A 19919-nucleotide genomic window follows, 5' to 3' on the forward strand; every position below is an offset into this window, starting at 1 on the left:
GAAGATGACCGTTCTGAGCACCAGGGCGCTCAACCGCGCCACGCTCGCCCGCCAGTTGCTGCTCGACCGCGCCGGCCTGCCGGTCCTCGACGCCGTCGGGCACCTGTGCGGCCTGCAGGCGCAGGAGCCGCAGGAGCCCTTCACCGGGCTCTGGTCACGGCTGCGCGCCTTCGACCCGGCCGCGCTGTCGGACCTGCTGACCGGCCGGGACGTGGTCCGGACCCACCTGATGCGGCGCACCGTCCACCTGGTCACCGCCGCCGACGTCCTGACCTGGCGATCCAGGCACGACGCGATGCTGCGCCAGCGGGTGCTCGGGGTCTACCGCCGCGAGCTGGCCGGGGTGGACCTCGACGAGCTCGCGGCGGCCGGACGGGCGGTGCTGGCCGACGGCGAGCCGCGCTCGATGTCGCAGCTCGCGCGGGCGGTGGCCGATCGCTGGCCCGGACCGGGGCCGCGGGCGCTGGGCGAGATGCTGGTCGCCGCGCTGGTCCCGATGGCGCAGCTCCCGCCGCGCGGGCTGTGGCGGACGCGGGCGAGCGTGCGCAACCTGCCGTTGTCGTCCTGGCTGGGGCGGGAGGTGGACCCGCCGTCCGCCGACGGCTCCGACCCCGTGGGGCAGGCTCTCGTACGGCGTTACCTGGCGGCGTACGGCCCCGCCGCCACGGCCGACCTGCGCGCCTGGTCCGGCCTGGCGGGCCTGCCCAAGGCCGTGGCGGCGGTACGCGACGAGCTGGTCGCCTTCCGGGACGAACGCGGCCGCGAACTGCTGGACCTGCCCGGCGCGCCGCGGCCCGACCCCGGCACGCCCGCCCCCGTGCGGTTCCTGCCGGCGTTCGACAACGCGATACTCGGCTACGACGACCGCGACCGCATCATCGACCGCGAACACCGTGGCCTGTCGGTCGCCGGCGCCCGGATGGTCCTGGTGGACGGCCGGGTCGCGGCCACCTGGACCGTCGAGGACGGCACCGTGCTCGTCACGCCGCTGCGCGGCCTGTCCCCGGCCGAGCGCGCCGCCGTCGGCGAGGAGGGAGGCGCCCTGGCGTCGTTCCTCTCCGACGGGGCCGGCGACCGCACCCGGATCCTCGACGGCTGAACGCATCCCCATAAGCTCGTCCATACTGTCAGGACCGCAGGCGTCGATGACGGACGGGCCGGCGGGTAGGAGGTGGGGACGAGAGGAGCCGACACCATGAACGTGCCCGAGCACGACGCCGGGCCGCACCGGCCGCAGGACGGACGTCCCCGCGGGCTGTGCGACCTGACCCACGCCGGCGGGTACGTCGTGGACGACCGGGGCCGGATCGTCGAGGTCGCCCCGCGCACCGAGGCGCTGCTCCGCCGCCCCGCCGCCGAACTGCTCGGCGGCGACGCCCACGACCTGCTCCACCGCGGCCCGCGCGGCGAGACGCTGCCGCGCAGCCGGTGCGCGATGCGACGCCCGCTCATCACCGGCGGCACCTCCCAGGGCGAGCGGGAATGGCTGGCGCGCGGCGACGGCTCCCTGCTGCCGGCCTCCTGGCTGGTCACGCCCTGCCTGCTGGCCGACGGCAGGACCGGGGCGCTGGTGCTCTTCCACGACGCCGACGAGCCCGGCGCGCAGATCCCCGAGCCGGCGCACGAGACGTCGATGTCCGAGCTCGACCGGCTGGCCCTGCTGGCCGAGACCACCACGACGCTCGCCGCCAGCCTCGACGTGGACGAGACGCTGCGCCAGCTCGTCCGCCTGGTGGTGCCGCTGCTCGCGGACTGGGTGGTGGTGGACCTGCTCACCGAGCACGGCGGCGTGAGCCGCGCCGCCGTCGTCCACCACGAGGACGGCGTCCTGGTGCACCACGAGGACCTGGAGGGGCCGATGCCCGCGGTCCCCGAGGAGTCGCCGATGCCGCTGTCGCGGGCGTTGCGCGGGGTCACCGCGACGCTGGCCGGGCCGGAGACCTACCAGGGCGCGCCCGACTCCGGCATCGCGGTCTTCCAGCAGGAGCTGTTCCGCAGGACCGGCATGCACTCGGCGGGCATCGCGCCCATCCGCGGCGTGCGCGAGGTGGTCGGGGCGCTGACGCTCGGCCGCGCCGAGCGGCCCGGCGCGTTCACCACCGCCGACCTGCTGCTGGTGGAGGACATCGCCCGGCGCGCCGGGCTGGCCCTGGACAACGCCCGCCTGTACGAGCGGCAGCGCCGGGTCGCCGAGACCATGCAGCGCCATCTGCTGCCGCGCCTGCCGTCCGTGCCCGGCCTGGAGATGAGCGCCCTCTACGTGCCCGCCCCCCGCGCCTCGCAGGTCGGCGGCGACTGGTACGACGCCTTCACCATGCCCGACGGCGCCACCGCCCTGGTGATCGGCGACGTGGTCGGCCACGACCTGGAGGCCGCCGCCGGGATGGCCCAGGTCTGCAACATGCTGCGCGCCTACGCCGGCGCCGAGCAGGACCTGCCCAGCACCATCCTCGACCGGCTCGACCGCGCGGTGGTGCGCATGGCGCAGGCCACCATGGCCACCGTCGTCCTGGCCCGGCTGGAGCACACCGACGACGGCCGCTGGCTGCTGCGCTGGAGCAACGCGGGCCATCCGCCGCCGCTGCTGGTCGAGCGCGACGGCCGTACCCGCTTCCTGGAGGAGGGCCAGGGCCTGCTGCTGGGCACCGGCATCCAGGGGGAGCGCGCCGACGCCGTCGTGGAGCTGCCGCCGGGGTCCACCCTCGTGCTCTACACCGACGGGCTGATCGAGTCCCCGAGGCATTCCCTGGACGAGGGGCTGGCCCGCCTGAGCCGGTACGCCGCCTCCCACACCCACCGGCCGCTGAACGCGCTCGGCGACATGCTGCTGGCACGCGTCCGGCCCGAGGACAACGACGACGACGTCGCCATGCTGACGCTGCGCGTGCCGCCGCGCGTCACGGCCCTGGACGGCCTGCGCGGCGGCGTGCTGAACGGCGACCGGGGCCTGCCCGCGATCTGACGACCGGCGCGCGTCACGACCGTCCGCGCCGCGCGCCCGGGCAGACGTCCCGGTAGGGCACGTCCTTCAGGTGCCGCCGCCACTCCTGCGGGCTCATCGTGCGGCCCGCGCGCTCGCACACCAGGCGGGCCACGGACTCGGCGCCCACCGGGATCCGGATGATCGTCCCGGAGGTGTTGCCCGAGACGTACAGGGTCTGGTCGTCGGGGCTGAAGGCCAGCCGGTCGAGGATGCCGATGGGGAAGGAGCCGATCCGCTCCCGCGAGCCGACGTCCCAGACCTGGACGGTGTAGACGTCGTCGAACGTCTCCCCGATGGACCTGCCGATCAGCGCGAGCAGCGAGCCGTCGTGGCTGAACAGCACGGTCTCGACCTGCGCCCGGGCGGCCACGCGCAGCGCGGGCGGCAGTTCGCGGCCGCCGGCGACGTCCCACAGCTCGACCGTGGCCGAGCCGAGGGCGAGCACCTGCGCCGTGGGGCTGAGCGCGATCGCCAGGCCCGACCGGTTGAAGCCGGGGCCGACGGCCTTGCCGGTGCGCAGGTCGTAGACCTTGCCGGTGGCGGTCACCACGCCCGTGCCGTCGCGGGTGGACACGATGGTCTCGGTGGCCGAGGCCAAGGGGTGGCGGGCGAGCGTCCGGCCGGTGCCGGCGTCGAGGACGACCAGCTCGTTGCGGGCGTCCCGCTGGCTGAGCTCCTTGAGCGACAGCACCAGGCGGCGGCCGTCGGGGGTGAACGTCTTCGACAGCACGAACTGCGTGCGCGGCACGGCGTGGCGCCACAACCGGCGGCCGGTGGCGACGTCCCAGAGGCCGGCCGAGGAGTCCGCGCCCTCGGCGGACAGCCGGGCGCCCGCCGGGTCGAACAGCTGCCCGGTGACGCCCGCGCTGCCGGCCATCGGGACGCCGAGCCGGCCGCCGTCCCACACGCGGACCGGCCCCGAGTCCTTGGTGGCGGCGGCCAGGCGGCCGTCCTGGCTGAAGGCGTCCAGCTCGTAGCCCTGCGGCAGCCGGGTGGAGGGGAGGCGGGAGGTCAGGTCGGCGGTGACGGTCGAGTTGTCGAGCACGTAGCGGACGGTGTGGCCGTCGGCCTCCAGCCAGACGTCCTCGGGCTCGCCCTCGGCCTGGTAGAGGGCCACCTCGTCGCCGTCGTCGGCGTCGAGCAGGTGCAGGGTGCGGCCCTCGACGGCCAGCATCCGGCGGCCGTCGGGGCTCAGCCGCAGCCGTCCGGCCAGCGTGTCGTCCAGGGCCGACTCCTGCCAGAAGGGCCGGTCGGCGTCGGGCACCTTCCTGGCGGTGGCCAGGTCGAAGGCCGCGATGTCGCCGTTCGCGCACAGCAGCCGCCTGCTGTCCGGCGTGAACGCCACCACCGGCCCGCACGCCTTCGGCAGGCGGGTGTCCACGGTGAGACCGGGCAGGCGGATCACCTTGAGGCCGCCCTGGTTCGGCCCGACGCCCGCGATGTAGGCGCCGGAGGGCGCGATCGCCGGAGCGCCGCTCGCCTCCAGCTTCGGGGTGTAGGAGGCGCCGGTCCTGGTGTCCCACAGGAAGTCCAGGGTGCTGTCGCGCATCACCGCGGCCAGGTTCTCGTTGCCGTCGAAGGCGACCTGCACGCCGCCCTCGCCGACGCGGTGCTCGCGCAGCTTGGCGCCTGTCCTGGCGTCCCAGGCGTAGGCCGTGTCCCTGCTGACCACCACCAGCGTGCGCCCGCTCGGGCTGAGCGCCGCCGCCGACGGCAGCGCGTCCAGGCCGCGCGGCCACCGCCAGAACGCGGTCTGCCGCCCGGAGGGCACGTCGTAGACCCGCACGCCGTCCTCGCCGGCGATGGCCCGGACGCGCCCGCCGGCCGCCGACGCCGACGCCGAGACGCCCTTGGCGCCGGGGTCGCGGAAGACGGCGCTCTCCGGCATCGTCAGCGAGGTCGTCAGGCTCCGCCGGGTGCCGGGAGTGGGAGCCAGCCGCCAGCCCGCCACGCTGAGCAGCATGGCCGTGACCGGGTCGCTCGTCCGCAGCCGGTCGGCCTCGGCGGCGGCCTGCCGCCCGACCGCCTGGTCGCGCTGCCGGCCCGCCAGGCTGCTCTGCTCGGTCACCTGCCTGCCGCGCAGCACGGCGAGGCCGCCCGCGGCCAGCGCCACCACCAGCAGCCCGGCCAGCGCGGCCGTGGTCAGCCGCCGGCGGCGCACGCGCCGTCTGGCCAGGCCGGTGCCCGCGGCCAGGAAGTCACGTTCGAGCGGGGTCAGCGTGATGTGCCTGCGGCCGGTGGCGGCCCAGGTCAGCGCCTGGTCGAGGCGGCTGCCCTGGAGCAGGTCGCCGTCCTTGCGGCCGTTGCCTGCCCACTGGCGGGCGGCGTCGCTGAGCTGGCCGAGCACGGCGAGCCCGTCGCGGTCGCCGTCCACCCAGACGCGCAGCCGCGGCCAGGCGCGCAGCAGCGCGGGACGCGACAGCGCCACCGCCTCGTTCTTCTGCGTCACCAGGTAGGAGAACACCTGGAGGATGTGCTCGATCGCGCGCGTCTCCCCCTCGGAGCGCCCGGCCAGCAGGTCCTCCTTCAACGCCCAGCGCACGGCCTCGTGCCCGTCCTCGGTGACCGTCACCAGGCGCAGGAACACCTCGGCGGCCAGCTCGCGCTCCTCGGGCGCGAGCGCGCCGTAGGCGTCCTCGGCGATCGTGCCGAGCGCCGGGTCGCCCTGCTCGGGCACGTGCACGCCCCTGGCGGCGCGGCTGCCCGCCGTCAGCAGCCCGCGGGTGTCGGCGCTGTTGCCGCTGACCAGGGCGAGCAGCAGGTCGCGGGCGGTGGGACGGGCCGCCGGGTCCTTCTCCAGCGCGGCCGACACCAGCGAGGCCAGCCGGGGCGGCAGCCCGCTCAGGTCGGGCTGGCTCGACAACACCCGGTGCATGACCCCGCCGAGGTTGTCGGCGCGGAACGGGTCCTCGCCCGTGGCGGCGAACACGATGATCGCGCCCCAGGCGAACACGTCGGCGGGCGCGCCCGCCCGCTGTCCGGTGAACGCTTCGGGCGCCATGTACGTGGGCGTGCCGGCCACCTCGCCGGTCCTGGTCAGCGACATGTCCAGGGTGCGCGCGACCCCGAAGTCGATCACCCGCGGGCCGTCGGTGCCGAGCAGCACGTTGTCCGGCTTCAGGTCCCGGTGGATCACCCCCGCGTCGTGCACGGCGGTCAGGGCGGTGGCGATCGCCGTGGCCAGCCGGTGCAGGTCGTCCCCGGCGAACCGGCGCCCCTGCTCGACCGCCCGGCGCAGGCTGGGGCCCGGCACGTACTCGCTGACGATGTACGGCCTGCTGCCCGACAGGTCGCAGTCGAGCACCCGCGCCGTGCAGAACGACGCCACCCGCCCGGCCGCGGCCGCCTCCTTGGCGAACCGCTCACGGCTCGCCGGGCTGTCGGCCATGTGCAGGACTTTGAGCGCGACCCGGCGGCCTTCGGGGTCGTAGGCGTCGTACACCACCCCCTGGCCCCCGGACCCGAGCTGTCCGGCCAGCCAGTATTGCCCTATACGCTGCGGTTCTCCGGCGTTCGACGCTTCCACGGCGTGTTAGATGCCCTCTCCGGTCGCAAAGTTCCCCTCGCGCAGGTAGGCGTCCAGCGCGCCGGCGGCGGTGAGCATGGCCAGGCCCCTGGCCGTGAGCCGGTCGTGCCAGTCGCGCAGCGTCGCCTGCAGGGGTTCCATGCCGCCCGCCGCGCGCACCTGCTCCAGCACCTGCCGGATCTGCTCCAGCCCGTAGCCGCCGCGCCGCAGCTGGTGGGCCAGCAGCACGTCGCGGACGTCGGCGGCGGTGTAGACCCGGTAGCCGGTACGCGGGTCGCGCCGGGGCACGGTCAGCCCGGCCCGCTCCCACTTGCGCAACGTCGCCGGCTTGATGCGCAGCCGGCGGGCCAGCGGGCCGATGAACGTCACGCCCGGCTCCGGCTCGCGCGGCGGCGCCAGGTCGCGCAGCGCGCGTTCGACGGCCTCCAGCGTGCCGCGGTCCTCGGCGAGCTGGGCGTGGCCCTCGTCGATCAGGCGCAGCGCCGCCGCCAGGCGGCCGCCGTGCACGGCCCGCATGATCGCGGTCGCGGTCGCGTGCCCGTGGGCGGGGACCAGCGCCAGGAACGTCCGCAGCGCCGCCGCGTGGCGTGGGGTGTAGACGCGGTAGCCGTGCGCGGAACGCTCGGACGGCGGCAGGATCTCCGCCTCCTCGTAGTTGCGCACCGCCTGCGTGGACAGGCCGTGCGCGCGCGCCAGATCGATGGGCCGCATGTTGAAGGTATGCCCTCCTGCCCGCTGGGGGAACGGCCGGAAGTTTACACGAGAAGTTCAACGATACGGTTGAAGGCATGACGACCTCGATCCGGGACGCCGCCCAGGCGTTCACCGGCGGCGCCCTCGCCGCGCTGCTGCCCCCCGGCGTCCGCGTGCTGGGCCTGGGCGAGCCCACGCATGGCGTCGAAGCCTTCCTGGAGCTGCGCAACGAGCTCTTCCGTCACCTCGTGGAGCACGAGGGCTACCGGTCGATCGCCATCGAGAGCGACTGCCTGGCCGGCCTGACCGCCGACGCGTACGTCACCGGCGGCGACGTCAGCCTCGACGAGGCGATGAGCCGCGGCTTCAGCCACGGGTTCGGCGCCTCGCCCGCCAACCGCGAGCTCCTGCGCTGGATGCGGGCCCGCAACGAGCGGTCCGCGCCGCGCGACCGGCTGCGCTTCGACGGCTTCGACGCCCCGGTGGAGATCACCGGCCCGGCCGCCCCGCGCCCGGCCCTGACCGCCCTGTACGACTACCTGGCCCCCCACCTCGACCTGCCCCTGACCCGCGAAAGGCTCGACGTGCTGCTCGGCCCCGACGAGCGCTGGACCGACCCGGCCGCCCTCACGGACCCGGCCCGCTCGATCGGCGCCGCGCCGGAGGCCAGGGAGCTGCGCCTGATCGCCGACGACCTCGGCGTGCTGCTCACCGCGCACGCCCCGCACCTGGCGGCCGTCACGTCCGGCGACGACCGGTGGCGCGCCGGTCTGCACGCCCGCGCCGCCACCGGGCTGCTGCGCCACCACGCCGGCATGGCCGACCCCTCGCCCCGCCGGCTCGGCGCGCTCATGAGCCTGCGCGACGCGATGATGGCCGGCAACCTCGACGCGATCGTCCGGCGCGAGGAGCGCCGGGGCCCCACCCTCGTCTTCGCCCACAACCGCCACCTGCAGCGCGACGAGAGCCGGTTGCGGTTCGCGGGCGAGGAGCTGCGGTGGTGGAGCGCGGGGGCGGTGCTCGCCGCGTGCCTCGGCGACCGGTACGCCTTCGCCGCCTCGACGTTCGGCTCCCGCGGCGCCGACGTCCCGGCCCCCGACACCCTCGAAGGCATGTTGTCGGAGGTGTGCGACGCCCGCGCCGTCGTCGATCCCCGCCGCCTGGCCGGGGCGCTCGACCGCGGGCCGGCGCCCCGCGTCCCGGTGGACCACACGTACCTGGCCCTCGACCCCGCGACCGTCCACCAGGCGGACGCGATCGTCTTCCTCAAGGAGATCTGAGGTCCGGCATTGTTGTTTATTATGTTTGGCGAATAATGTCCTCAGGGCGAATTCTTTTTGCGTGGCGACGCCGGACGCGCGCTCGTTAAAGTCGGGGTGACGTCAGGCTCCACGAAGCCCCAACCAGAGGACTGAGCTGATGAATTGCGGTCACTGCGACAGCCCCAACCTGCCCGATTCCCTGGTCTGCGCTAATTGTGGCCGCCATTTCCAGGGTGATCGCCCGGCCGCGACGGAAGTCACCCGATATCTCTGCATCGCCATGATGCTCGACGCGAAAGTGCGTAATTCCACCATTCGCTCGATTCTTCATGACCGCTTCCGCGCCGTCGCCCAGTCCCCCGGCGTCGACCTGGCCACGATGCTCAAGTACGGCCTGATGGCCCGAAGACGCCAGCACGTGCGCGACGCCGTGCTGGCCGGGCTCGCCGTGGCCACCCTGGCCCTGCTGTCCAGCCCGCTCGTCCTGCTCCCGATCTTCCTGGCCTGGCTCGTCGTCTTCGCCGAGCTCTACGACGCCCACGAGTCGGTCATCCTGACCAGGCTGACCCGCGACTCCTTCGATCCGGCCGAGGCGCCGCTGCCCAGTTCGCCCGCGCTGCGCGACCATCTGGTCGACATCGCCGACCGCGGTGCCGGGAACGTCACGGTGTTCGCCGACTACTCCCCCTTCGTCGGCTACGGCAGCAGGATCAACAACTGGTCGTTCACCATGAACGTCGCCAAGGCCCGGCCCGGCGAGACGGTCGTGCCCTTCGCGGTCGGCGAGCTCTACGACCGGGTGGCCGCCGAGATCGCCGCCCTCGGCCTGCCCGGTCTCACCGTCGGCGACAAGCTCTTCGTCAACGGCCTCGACCTGCGTTACGAGACCGACCCCGAGCTCCAGGCCGCCGTGCTGCCCGACGCCCTCCTGCCGCCGGTGCCGACGGTGAGCGAGCGGTTCATCCACCAGCTGCGCGACAACCCGCGCACGCGGGCCCGCCCCTACCTCACGGTGAGCGTGACCGGCTGGGAGGGCGAGGTGGTGATCTCGATCTTCCTGCGGTTCGTGCTGCTCGCCGAGAAGGGCATGATGTTCACCGAGGCCGGCTACTCGCTGCTGCCGCCGCTGCGGGAGGCCTACCGCGACGTCGACCGGCTGGTCAACTGCGCGCCCTCGGAGCGGATGGCCCGCATCGCGCTGTCGGCGCTGCGGCGCACCGCCGCGGGGCTGGTGCTGGCCCTGCCCAACACCCTCGCCGCGCTCTCGGAGCCGAGAAGGCGCAGGCGGCAGCAGAAGGCGAGCATCAAGGCCATCCGCGGCCACACCTTCAACTACGGCGCGGCCTACAACCCCCGCGAGCACGCCACCGACCACCTCTACCACCGCTACTTCCAGCAGCTCGACAAGGAGATGTACGTCAAGGCCGCCGAGCAGCGCATCATGGACGCCGTCGCCGACTTCCTGGAGGAGCACAACGTCGACGTGAGCGACCTGCGCGACCGCCAGACGACCATCCTGAACAACGGCATCTTCGTCACCGGCCAGGCCCAGGTCACCGGGGCCAGCATGGCGGCCGGCACGGGCGCGGTCGCGCGGGTGGAGAGCCGCATCAGGCAGGGTGTCGGCCAGGCCGCCGCGGCGGCGCAGCGCCGGACCCCGGCAGGGTGACACGCTCCCCGAACGGGGCCGAGCGCTCATCGCGTGTCGCGCAGCCCCAGGACGTAGGTCGCGGTGAGCGCGACGGCGCGGTCGTCGTCCTGCGTCAGGTCGGCGAGGGCGCGTGACGCGGTGGCGCCCGGGATGTCGGCGAGCGCCTGCGTCAGCCGCCGGCGCGCGGACGGCTCGGCGCCACGCCGGGCGAGGCAGTCCACGAGCCCGGCGGCGATCGGGTCCGCCGCGCGGGGGCGGCCCGCCAGCGTGCTCAGGGCGTCGGCCGCGTCGACGTCGTTCGTCCCCTCGACGACCATGTCGATGAGCGTGGGGATGGCGTCGTCCACGCCGCGTGCCCCGAGCGCCAGGGCCGCGTAGCGGCGGACCACGATGTCGGGGCTGGTCAGGGCGTCCTGGAGCAGGGCGGTCGCCGTGACGTCCGGGAGCTCGGCGATCGACTGGACCGCGCGCTTGCGCACCTCGGCCGCCGGTGCGTGCAGACCCTGCGCCAGCAGCGCGGCGGCGCCCTCGCCCGACTGCGCCAGAGCCCATCGCAGGGCTCCGGCGACGTTCGGGTCGCTCTCGCCCAGCGCCGCCTCGACCAGCGCCTCCACCGGGACCTCGGCGACCGCGGACAGCGCCGCGCTCTGGCGCCGGCCGGCGTTCTTCGACCCGAGCCCCTGCAGGAGGGAGACGACCTGGAGCACGTCGTCCCAGCCGGCGGGGTCGGCGGCGTCGATCCGGCGCAGGCGCGTGAGCAGCTCCGTCTCGGCCGCGATGCGCTCCCGGGTGCGCCGGATGAGGTCCTCGACGAGCCCGGACGGCGTGAAGCCCGGATCGTCGAGCGCCCGTCCGACGTCACGCAGCGACAGGCCCAGCGACCGCAGGCTCTCGATGTGGAAGATCCGCCGGATGTCCTCGCCGGAGTACTCGCGATAGCCGGCGTGGCTGCGGCCCGTCGGGCGCACCAGCCCGAGCGCGTCGTAGTGGCGCAGCATGCGGGCGCTCACCCCGGACCGTCGCGCGACGTCGCCGATCAGCACAGCCCATCATCCCTCCTGGCCGCCGGCGCCGAGGGCCACGACGCGCTTCGCCTCCTCGATCGCGAACTCGAATCCGGCCTCCGGGTCGCGCAGCAGCCGTTCCGTGGCCCCGGCGTGCGCGCGCACGCCGGGATCCGGGTCGGCCATCGCGGCCCGCAGCACCGGCTCGATCACCTCGCCGAGCGCGACCAGCGCCCGGCTGAGGCTCAGCTGGGTCTCCCGTCGGCCGCGCCCGAGCTGTGTCGACAATACTTCGGCCAGTCCGGGCTTCTCCTCTTCGGGTGCCAGCAGCACCGCGGTCCGCCAGGCGCTCCGCGCCACCTCGTCGTCGGCGTCGGTCAGCAGCTCGCGGGTGATCGCCGGCCACGCCCGCCGGTCGCCGATCTTGGACAGCGTGTGCAGCGCCTGGCTGCGGGCCTGCGCGCGTTCCGAACGCAGCTCGCCGAGCAGCCTCGGGACCGTCAGCTCCGCCGGGTGGCGGGTGAGCGCCCAGGTGAGCATGTCGCGCACGTGGAACTCCGGCTCGACCGCGCAGCGCTCGACGAGCGCGCCGACGAGGCGCGGGTCCGGCGTCGTGCCCACCGCCAGGGCCGCCCGCAGCCGTACGGACGGGTCGCCGGCCGCCAGCCCTCCGACGGCGCCGCTCGGGTCCGGGTCTCGTTCCTGCCTGGTCATCGGGACCACCTCCTCGGCGACCAGTGAAGACCTTGTCACAGTGTCAAGGTCAAGCGGCCCGGCCCGCGCGGTCAGTCGCGCGGCGCGGTGACCGCGTGCTGCCGCTCGGGCTCCACGGGCATCGGGCGTTCGTGGAAGCCGCCCTGCGCGGTCCGGACGATCACGCCGCTCTCCGGCCCGTGCTCCGCGTCGTGCCGGTCCTGGAGTCGCAGGCCGAGGCAGAGCCGGTGGGTCAGCCAGAAGGCGACGACCGGGCCGAGCAGGACGGCGTACCTGAAGAAGATCGTCACGGCCTCCACCGAGAGGTGGAACTGGTGGGCGAGCTGGTCGTTGGCCGCGGCGGCCCACAGCAGCCCGTAGAAGGCGACCCCGGCGGCGGCGACGGCGGTTCGCACGGGCGCCTCGCGCGGCCGGTCCAGCACGGCCGGCCCGCTCGCCTCGGCGGCCAGGCGGCTCCTGCTCTTGGGCCGGCCGAGCGCGTCGCGCCGGCCGGGACGCCGCAGGACGAGGCGCTCGCCCAGCGGGTAGCCGGCCAGGACGGTGAAGAACGCCCCGGGGACCACCAGCGTGGGCACCAGGACCGCGAGGCTGAGCGTGTACCCCCCGATCGTCAGCTCCCAGCCCGGCATGATTCGCAGAGCGCCGTCGAGGAAGCCCATGTACCAGTCGGGCACCGAGCCGGCCGAGATCTGGCCGGGCCCGGCCGGGCCGTACAACCAGATGGGGGCGATCTGGAAGGCCAGGCCCAGGATGACCAGGACGCCGATCGTCGTGCCCGCCATCAACGGCCGCACGCCCGCCCGGGCCGGGACCGGCGCGGCGAACCGCGAGTGCCCGTGCCGCCGCACCAGCCATTCACGGGCGGCCAGCAGCGCGACCATGGCCGCCGGGATCACCAGCACGTGCGTCCAGTACATGGTGGGGATGATGCTGTCGCCGGGGAACCCGGCGCCGAAGAGCAGCTGCGCGCCGTACGACCCCACGACGGGGATCGACAGCAGCACCGACTGGATCAGCCACAGGCTGCCGCCGGAGAGCATGTCGTCGGGCAGGATGTTGCCGGTCTCCCCCGCGGCCATCCCGAGCGGCAGCAGCGTCACCCAGATCAGCCACTGCGGCACGCGCGGCCGCCGGAACGCGCCGGTCACGAACATGCGCAGCAACTGCATCGCGACCGCCGCCACGAACACCAGCGCCGACCAGTGGTGCACCTGCCGGACGAAGAGCCCGCCGCGCACCTCCAGGCTCAGCCGCATGGTCGAGTCGAACGCCCTGCTGACCGGGACGCCGCTCAGCGGCGTGTACACGCCGTGGTAGAGCACCGGGGACATGTCCGGGTCGAAGAACACCATGAGGAACAGCCCGGTCACCACCAGGACGGCGAAGGACCAGATCGCCACCTCGGCGAACATGAACGACCAATGACCGAGCCCCGACGACTGACGTTTCCGCACCGATGAGCGCATCGGACCCTCCTCGTTTCGCCTTCGCCTTCAAGACGGGATCGGCGGCCGAGATGTGACGTCGAGGAGGGTGAGTTACGTCATACGAGGTCGTTCGAGGCGGGCGGCCCGCCGGAGTCGAGGCGCTCCGGCGGGCCGCGAACTCACCCCTTCACCCCTTCACCGCTCCGCCGAGCAGCCCGGAGACGAACTGCTTCTGGAAGACGAAGAAGATGAGCATCAGCGGCAGCGTGGCCAGCAGCGCGCCCAGCATCAGGCCCGAGTAGTCGACGCGGGTCAGCCCGGTGAGGTGGCTGAGCGCGACCGGCAGCACGTACTTCTCCTCGCTGGTGAGCATGAGCAGGGGCCAGATGAAGGAGTTCCACTGGCTCATGAACGTGAAGATGACCAGCGCGCCGAGCTGCGGCCGGACCACGGGCAGCACGATCCGGTAGAAGATCCGCAGGTCTCCGGCGCCGTCGAGGCGTCCGCTCTCGATGAGCTGGTCGGGGAAGTCGAGGAAGGCCTGGCGCATGAGGAAGATGCCGAAGGAGTTGGCCAGGAACGGGATGACGATCGACTCGTAGGAGTCGACCCAGCCGATGCTGGCCATCATCTGGAACAGCGGCACCAGCAGCACCTGGAACGGGATCATCATCGTCGCCAGGATCACCGCGAGCAGCAGGCCGCGCCCGCGGAAGCGGTACTTGGCCAGGCCGTACCCGCCCATGGCGCTGACCAGCACGGACAGCGCGGTGTAGACGAGGGCCGTGCCGAGGCTGTTGAGCACCACGCGGGAGAAGCCGATCGTCTCCTCCAGCGACCGCAGGTTGTCCAGCAGGTCGTCGCCGGGCAGGAACGGGGGCGGGCTGCGGAACAGCTCCGACGTGTCGTGCGTGGAGGCGACGAACATCCAGTAGAACGGCGCGATGCTGACCACCGCGCCGGCCGCCATGAGCAGCCAGAGCAGCAGGCGTTTCATGACTTCTCCTTCCCGAACCACTTGAACTGGGCGTAGGAGAGCACCCCGATGAGCAGCACCACCACCCAGGCCATCGCCGCGGCGTAACCGAAGTCGAACTGCTTGAAGCCGACCTGGTAGAGCAGCAGGATCGGCGAGGTGGTCGCGTCGTCGGGGCCGCCGTCGGTGAGCAGCTTGTTCTCGTCGAACAGCTGGAGCGTGCCGATCGTGGAGGTGATCGAGCAGAACAGGATCACCGGCTTGAGCTGCGGCACGATCACGCTGACGAACGACCGCAGCGGCCCGGCCCCGTCGATCGAGGCGGCCTCGTACTGCTCCTTGCCGATCGCCTGCAGGCCGGCCAGCAGGATGATCATGTTGTAGCCCGTCCACCGCCAGGTGATGGACGCGATCAGCGCCACCCGCGCCCAGGCCGGGTCGTCCAGCCAGGCGATCTCGGCGCCGAGCAGCTGGTTGACCATGCCGCCGTCGGTGCGCAGCAGCACCCGGAAGACCACCGCGTAGGCGACCAGCGTCGTCACGGCGGGCAGGAAGTACGCGATCCGCAGCGTGGCGCGGAACCGCAGCCACGACTGGTTGAGCACGTACGCCAGCGCCAGCGCCAGCCCGATCATGATCGGGACCTGCACGACCAGGATCAGCCCCACGTTGACCAGGGACTGCAGGAACCTGTCGTCGTGCAGGAGGCGCTGGTAGTTCTCCAGGCCGGCCCATTCGGTCAGGCCGTCCTCGGTCCGCTGGAGGCTCTGCCAGAGGCTGGCCCCGAGGGGGTAGGCGAAGAACAGCGCCAGCAGCGCGGCGGCGGGCCCCGCGAAGATCCAGGGGACCAGGCGGCGCCGAACGGTCATCCGATCTCCCGCTTCGTGGCGGACGCGATCTGCTCGGCCGCCTCGTCCAGCACGGCCTTGGGGTCCTTGCCGCCCACCACCGCACGCTGCAGCAGCTTCTTCAGCAGCTCACTGGCCTCGGCGTCGTCGTCGGTGGACTCCACGGCCGGGATGGCGCGCACCTGGTCGGCGAAGATCTTGTTGACCGGCTGCCCGTCGAAGTACTCGACCGGCTCGGAGAAGTACGGGTCGGCCAGCGCGGGCAGGTAGGCCGGGAAGAGCGACTCCTGCTTCATCATCGACAGCTGGCTGTCCTTGTTCGCCGTGACGAACTCGACGAACGCCCACGCCGCCTGCTGGTTCTTCGTCTGGCCGGTGACCGCCAGCATGGACCCGCCGTTGGCCGAGGTGCGCACCCCGCCCGGCTCGAACGCGGGCAGCGGGATCACGCCGAACTTGCCCTTGAGCTCCGGCATCTCCGACACCAGCGTGCCCGTCCACCAGACGGCGGTGGGCGCGACGGCCGCCTTGCCCTCCTTGGTCGCGGTGACCCGGCCGTCCCAGCCCTGCTCGTTCTGCAGCAGGCCCTTGTCGTTCATCGTCTTGATCAGGGTCAGCGCCTTGACGGCGGCCGGGGTGTTGACCGCGACCTTGCCGTCCACGAACCTGCCCTGCTTCTGCTGCTGCAACAGGGTGGTGAACAGCGGCTCGCTGTTGCCCAGGTCGGAGACCATGAGCTTCTTGCCGGTCTTGGCCTTCAGCGTCTCGCCGGCCTTGATCAGGTCGTCCCAGGTCTGGATGTCCTCGGCCTTGATGCCGGCCTGCTCGAAGTAGTCGCGCCGGTAGAACAGGCCGACGGGCGCGGAGTCCCACGGCAGCGCGAACAGCTTGCCGCCCTCGCCGGAGGCCGTCTGCCACTTGGCCGGGTCGAAGTCGGCCTTCAGCTTGCCGGCGACCGGCCCGAGGTCGGCCAGCCCGTTGGGGAAGTTCTTGGCGTAGCCGGGGACCCGCTCGTCCTCAAGGTGCACGACGTCGGGCAGGCCGGTGCCCGACTGCATGCCGACCGTGACCTTCTCGTAGATGTTGTCGTAGCCGACGTCCGTCACGTCGATCTTCACCTTGGGGTGCAGCTTGGTGAACTCGGGCGCCAGACGCTTCAGGGCGGTCGCACCCACGTCGAACGACCACACCTTGACCTCACCGGACAACTCCGCGGGGGTGGACGCGGCGATCGAGGGAGCGGGTCCCTTGGCCGTGCCGGTTCCGCCGGTGGCGCATCCGGCGGCGAGAAGTCCGGTGGCCAGCAGCCCGGCGGCGATTGTGTGGATCTTCACGGTGACCTCTGGATCTGTAACATGTCACACTCTGAATACTGAGTGCTGAGTAACGTACGCTGAATACGCCTGGTGCACCAGAGGTGAAATCGAACCGTTCCCGATGGATGTGAGCGGACGGGCGGAAAGGCCGTTGCGTCCTGCTCGTCCTGCCGGAATGATCGGCCGCCATGGGGAACGTGCTGCTGACCGGCGCCACCGGAGGAATCGGAAGGCCGCTGGCCGCCGCGCTCGGCGCGGCCGGGCATCGGGTGATCGCCGTCGGACGTGACGTCGGGCGGCTGGACGTCCGCGGGATCGAGGCCGACCTGGCCGACCCCGCGTCGCTGGCCCCCGCCATGGAGGCGCTGACGGCGGAGCTCACGGAGATACGCGCGGTGGTGCACTGCGCCGGCATCTCCCCCGTGGAGGCCGTCGCCGAGGCCGGCCCCGACACGTGGCGGCGCACGATGGCGGTGAACGTGGCCTCCGCCGCCGAGCTCGTCCGGCTCGCGCTGCCCGCGTTGCGGCGGTCCAAGGGCCATGTGATCTTCGTGAACGCCTCCCCCGGGCTGACCGGCGTCCCGCGCTGGTCGGCGTTCGTGGCCAGCAAGGCGGCGCTGCGCGAACTGGCCGACTCGCTGCGCGAGGAGGAGGCCGTCCACGGGGTCCGGGTCACCACGGTCTACCCCGCGGCCACGGCGACCGACCTGCTGGGCGAGGTCAGGGCCGCCTTCGGCCGCCCGTACGACCCGCAGGCGTGCATCCGGCCGGAATCGCTGGCCGCGATGGTCGTGTGGGCGCTGAACGCGCCGGCCGACTCCTACGCCTGCGAACTGTCGGTGCTGCCGGGCTGAACCCGCCCGCGGCGGCGTGGATCGGCGCCCGCCGCGCCCGCCGCAGGCGCGCGGTGTCCACCAGGGCCGGGCAGGAGGATCGCCGCGACCCGCACGCGGTCCAGACGCGCGAGGGTCAGCGCTGCGCCGCGGTGTCGAGCTCGACCTCGATGTGGGGCGACAACGCCCGCAGGAAGTCCGGCGCGTCGAAGATGCGCCCCGCCGACGCCACCCCGGCGGCCCTGGTCCGGCCGGTGAGGACGCGCTCGACGGCCTCCACCGCGAGCGGCGCGCTGACGGCGTAGATGTCCCGGCCGCGGGCCACCGCCCGGCGTTCCCCGGCGCCCGAACGCACGACCACGTCCACGACGAACGGCTGCGCCGACCGCCCGTGCTCGTCGGCCGCGACCGGGGCCGGGGTGTCGGGGTTCACCACGTCCGTGGCCGCCTCGACCGTCATGTAGTTGCGCACCTCCGGGATGTCCAGGTGGCTCGGGACGGTCACGATGTCGGCCATCGAGAACTCCGCGATGACGTCGCGCGTCCCGGTCGGCTCGGGGAAGGCCCACTTCCCGGCCGGCGCCCGGTCGTCGCGGTACTCCAGCCGGCCGCCGGCGTGGCGGACGCGTCGGCCGTCGCGCCGCTCCCTGGAGACCTTGCCCGCGGCCCGGGTGCCGGTCGTGGGGTGCCAGCTGTCCAGCCCGTAGGCCACGTGCGCCTCGTCGGCGCCGGTCCAGTCGTCCATCGCCGCCGTGACCAGCAGGTCGCCGAGCCCGCCGAAGAAGGCCATCGCGGGCACGATCACCGCCCCCGCCTTCCGGGCGCGCTCCGCGAACAGCTCGAAGGTGTCCACGTTGGCCTCGATCTCGGCCGCGACGTCCACGTACGGGACGCCGGCGCGCAGGGCCGCCTCGATCACGGGGGCGGCCGTGGCGGCGAAGGGCCCGGCACAGTTGATCACCGCGGTCACTCCGTCCAGGACGCGGTCCAGCGCCGCCGGATCGTCCACCGACGCCTGCCTGACCGACAGCCCGGGGTACGCCTCGGCCAGCGCCTTGAGCGCGTCGCCGTCGCGGCCCGCCAGGACGGGCGCCAGCCCGCGCCGCAGCAACTCCGCCACCACGAAACGGCCCGTGTGCCCGTACGCGCCGTAGACCGCCACCTTGTTCTTCGTCAGCTCTGCATGCGTCATGCGGACATCCTGGCGGCCCACCGCCCCGCCGCACGAGCGTCCGGAACGACATGATGCGTACAATTCCGGACGTGACCACAGTCGCGGTAGCCGTCGCCGACGGGATCCTGCACTTCGAGCTGGCCCTGGCCTACGAGCTGTTCAGCTCGCCCCCGCCCGTCCCCGTCGAACGCTGGTACGAGCCGGTCATCTGCGGAGCCGGTCCCGTACGGGCCGACGGGCGGTTCCTGCTCGAACCCGACGCCGGGCTGGACCGGCTCGTCGGGGCCGACACGGTGATCGTCCCCGGCTGGGCAGAGGTGGACGAGGAGCCGCCGGCCGACCTCGTCGCGGCCGTGCGCGCGGCGCACGAGGCGGGCGCGCGGGTCGCCTCGCTGTGCACGGGCGCGTTCGTCCTGGCCGCGGCCGGCCTGCTGGACGGACGGCGGGCCACCACCCACTGGGCCCACACCGAGACCCTGGCCGCCCGCCATCCCCGGATCGAGGTCGATCCCGACGTGCTCTACGTGGACGAGGGCAGCGTGCTCACGGCCGCGGGCAAGGCCGCCGCCCTGGACCTGTGCCTGCATCTGGTCCGCCGCGACCACGGCTCGGCGGTCGCCAACGCGATCGCGCGCCGCCTGGTCGTGGCGCCGCACCGGCCCGGCGGCCAGGCCCAGTTCGTCGCCACCCCCGTCCCCGAGCCGCACGGGCATCCCCTCAGCGACCTGCTCGCCTGGGCGGGCCGGCACCTGGACCAGCCCCTGACGGTGGAGGACCTGGCCCGCCGGGCGAACCTGAGCTCGCGCCACCTCGGCCGCCACTTCAGGTCGATGACCGGCACCACCCCGTTGCAGTGGCTGCTCACCCAGCGCATCCGCCGCGCCCAGGAGCTCCTGGAGACCACCGACGACGGCGTGGACGCCATCGCCGAGGCCACCGGCATGGGCACCGCGGCCACGCTGCGCCGGCACTTCAACCGCACGGTCGGCGTGCCTCCGGACGCCTACCGGCGCACCTTCCGCGCCCGCGGGGCGACGCCCGCTCAGCGGCCGGCGGGGTGGAAGTCGTAGGGCTTGGAGTCGTACACGTAGTAGACGCAGTCGGCGCCCGCCGCGCACTTGCCCCAGTGCTCGGCCTTCGACGGGTAGTACAGGTAGTCGCCCGCGCCGATCCGGTACGTCTTGTGGCCCTTGACGTTCCACGACATCACGCCGGAAACGCCGACGACGTGCTCGGGGCTGGTGTGCCAGTGCGGCGGGAAGGGCGTGCCGGCCTTGAGGGTGAACACGGCCTCCGAGGGGCCGGTCTTCGGGTCGCCCTTCAGCTGCACGAACGTGCAGCCCTTCAGCCCCTCGCAGGGTGATCCGGCCTCCTTGTGCGAGTGGTGGACGACCTTGCCGGGGCCCGAGTCGGCGTACGCGCTCGAGGCGCCGAGCACCATGAGCGCCAGCGAACCGGCCGTGATCATTTTCCTGAGCATCTCGATCTCCAAGTGGACTGCGGTCCGAATGT

At 73.3% G+C, this 19919-nt stretch carries 16 protein-coding genes; 6 read left to right on the plus strand and 10 right to left on the minus strand.

Annotated elements, in window-relative coordinates; translation table 11 throughout:
* Positions 1-4: 4 nt before the first annotated feature.
* The gene (locus AB0C33_RS13730; RefSeq protein ID WP_358286972.1) at positions 5-1099 is read left to right on the plus strand and encodes a winged helix DNA-binding domain-containing protein; all 1095 of its coding nucleotides are present in this window, start codon (positions 5-7) and stop codon (positions 1097-1099) included.
* 96 nt (positions 1100-1195) lie between these two features.
* Complete coding sequence (locus AB0C33_RS13735; protein ID WP_358286974.1) at positions 1196-2962, plus strand: SpoIIE family protein phosphatase; 1767 nt, start codon at positions 1196-1198, stop codon at positions 2960-2962.
* Between the two features lie 13 nt (positions 2963-2975).
* Here AB0C33_RS13735 and AB0C33_RS13740 read toward each other — a convergent pair whose 3' ends face one another.
* Together AB0C33_RS13740 and AB0C33_RS13745 are read right to left on the minus strand one after the other, a co-directional pair.
* Positions 2976-6509, minus strand: coding sequence for a serine/threonine-protein kinase (locus AB0C33_RS13740; protein ID WP_358286976.1), 3534 nt, complete (start codon positions 6507-6509; stop codon positions 2976-2978).
* Positions 6510-6515: 6 nt separating this feature from the next.
* On the minus strand, positions 6516-7220 hold the full coding sequence (locus AB0C33_RS13745; RefSeq protein ID WP_358286978.1) for a TioE family transcriptional regulator: 705 nt from the start codon (positions 7218-7220) through the stop codon (positions 6516-6518).
* Positions 7221-7297: 77 nt separating this feature from the next.
* Here AB0C33_RS13745 and AB0C33_RS13750 point away from each other — a divergent pair, with 77 nt between their 5' ends.
* Both AB0C33_RS13750 and AB0C33_RS13755 read left to right on the plus strand, forming a co-directional pair.
* A complete protein-coding gene (locus AB0C33_RS13750; RefSeq protein ID WP_358286981.1) occupies positions 7298-8482 on the plus strand; it encodes an erythromycin esterase family protein in 1185 nt (394 codons plus the stop codon).
* Positions 8483-8762: 280 nt separating this feature from the next.
* Positions 8763-10133, plus strand: coding sequence for a hypothetical protein (locus AB0C33_RS13755; RefSeq protein WP_358286989.1), 1371 nt, complete (start codon positions 8763-8765; stop codon positions 10131-10133).
* Between the two features lie 26 nt (positions 10134-10159).
* Here AB0C33_RS13755 and AB0C33_RS13760 read toward each other — a convergent pair whose 3' ends face one another.
* The 6 genes from AB0C33_RS13760 to AB0C33_RS13785 form a co-directional block, all read right to left on the minus strand.
* On the minus strand, positions 10160-11158 hold the full coding sequence (locus AB0C33_RS13760) for a HEAT repeat domain-containing protein (RefSeq protein WP_358286991.1): 999 nt from the start codon (positions 11156-11158) through the stop codon (positions 10160-10162).
* 6 nt (positions 11159-11164) lie between these two features.
* Positions 11165-11833 carry a HEAT repeat domain-containing protein gene (locus tag AB0C33_RS13765; RefSeq protein WP_358287574.1) on the minus strand — a complete coding sequence of 223 codons (669 nt, stop codon included), beginning with the start codon at positions 11831-11833 and terminating at the stop codon, positions 11165-11167.
* Between the two features lie 71 nt (positions 11834-11904).
* Positions 11905-13299 (minus strand): cytochrome b N-terminal domain-containing protein, encoded by a 1395-nt coding sequence (locus AB0C33_RS13770; protein WP_358286993.1) that lies wholly within the window; start codon positions 13297-13299, stop codon positions 11905-11907.
* A gap of 148 nt (positions 13300-13447) precedes the next feature.
* Positions 13448-14257 (minus strand): carbohydrate ABC transporter permease, encoded by an 810-nt coding sequence (locus tag AB0C33_RS13775; protein ID WP_358286995.1) that lies wholly within the window; start codon positions 14255-14257, stop codon positions 13448-13450.
* Complete coding sequence (locus AB0C33_RS13780) at positions 14254-15105, minus strand: sugar ABC transporter permease (protein ID WP_352356638.1); 852 nt, start codon at positions 15103-15105, stop codon at positions 14254-14256. Before AB0C33_RS13780 ends, AB0C33_RS13775 begins: the two co-directional genes overlap by 4 nt.
* Positions 15102-16418 carry a sugar ABC transporter substrate-binding protein gene (locus AB0C33_RS13785; RefSeq protein WP_358286997.1) on the minus strand — a complete coding sequence of 439 codons (1317 nt, stop codon included), beginning with the start codon at positions 16416-16418 and terminating at the stop codon, positions 15102-15104. Before AB0C33_RS13785 ends, AB0C33_RS13780 begins: the two co-directional genes overlap by 4 nt.
* Before the next feature lie 170 nt (positions 16419-16588).
* On the opposite strand from AB0C33_RS13785, the gene AB0C33_RS13790 reads away from it, so the two are divergent.
* A complete protein-coding gene (locus AB0C33_RS13790) occupies positions 16589-17254 on the plus strand; it encodes an SDR family NAD(P)-dependent oxidoreductase (RefSeq protein ID WP_358286999.1) in 666 nt (221 codons plus the stop codon).
* A 115-nt stretch (positions 17255-17369) separates the two neighbouring features.
* On the opposite strand, the gene AB0C33_RS13795 is transcribed toward AB0C33_RS13790, so the two are convergent.
* Positions 17370-18425, minus strand: a complete 1056-nt coding sequence (locus tag AB0C33_RS13795) for a saccharopine dehydrogenase NADP-binding domain-containing protein (RefSeq protein ID WP_358287001.1) — start codon at positions 18423-18425, stop codon at positions 17370-17372.
* Between the two features lie 71 nt (positions 18426-18496).
* Here AB0C33_RS13795 and AB0C33_RS13800 point away from each other — a divergent pair, with 71 nt between their 5' ends.
* The gene (locus tag AB0C33_RS13800) at positions 18497-19477 is read left to right on the plus strand and encodes a helix-turn-helix domain-containing protein (RefSeq protein ID WP_358287003.1); all 981 of its coding nucleotides are present in this window, start codon (positions 18497-18499) and stop codon (positions 19475-19477) included.
* Here AB0C33_RS13800 and AB0C33_RS13805 read toward each other — a convergent pair.
* A complete protein-coding gene (locus AB0C33_RS13805) occupies positions 19450-19887 on the minus strand; it encodes a cupin domain-containing protein (RefSeq protein WP_358287005.1) in 438 nt (145 codons plus the stop codon). The two genes, AB0C33_RS13800 and AB0C33_RS13805, sit on opposite strands and share 28 nt — an antisense overlap.
* Positions 19888-19919 lie beyond the last annotated feature (32 nt).

It is taken from the genome of Nonomuraea sp. NPDC048881 (assembly GCF_040649795.1).
In the GTDB taxonomy this organism is placed as follows: domain Bacteria; phylum Actinomycetota; class Actinomycetes; order Streptosporangiales; family Streptosporangiaceae; genus Nonomuraea.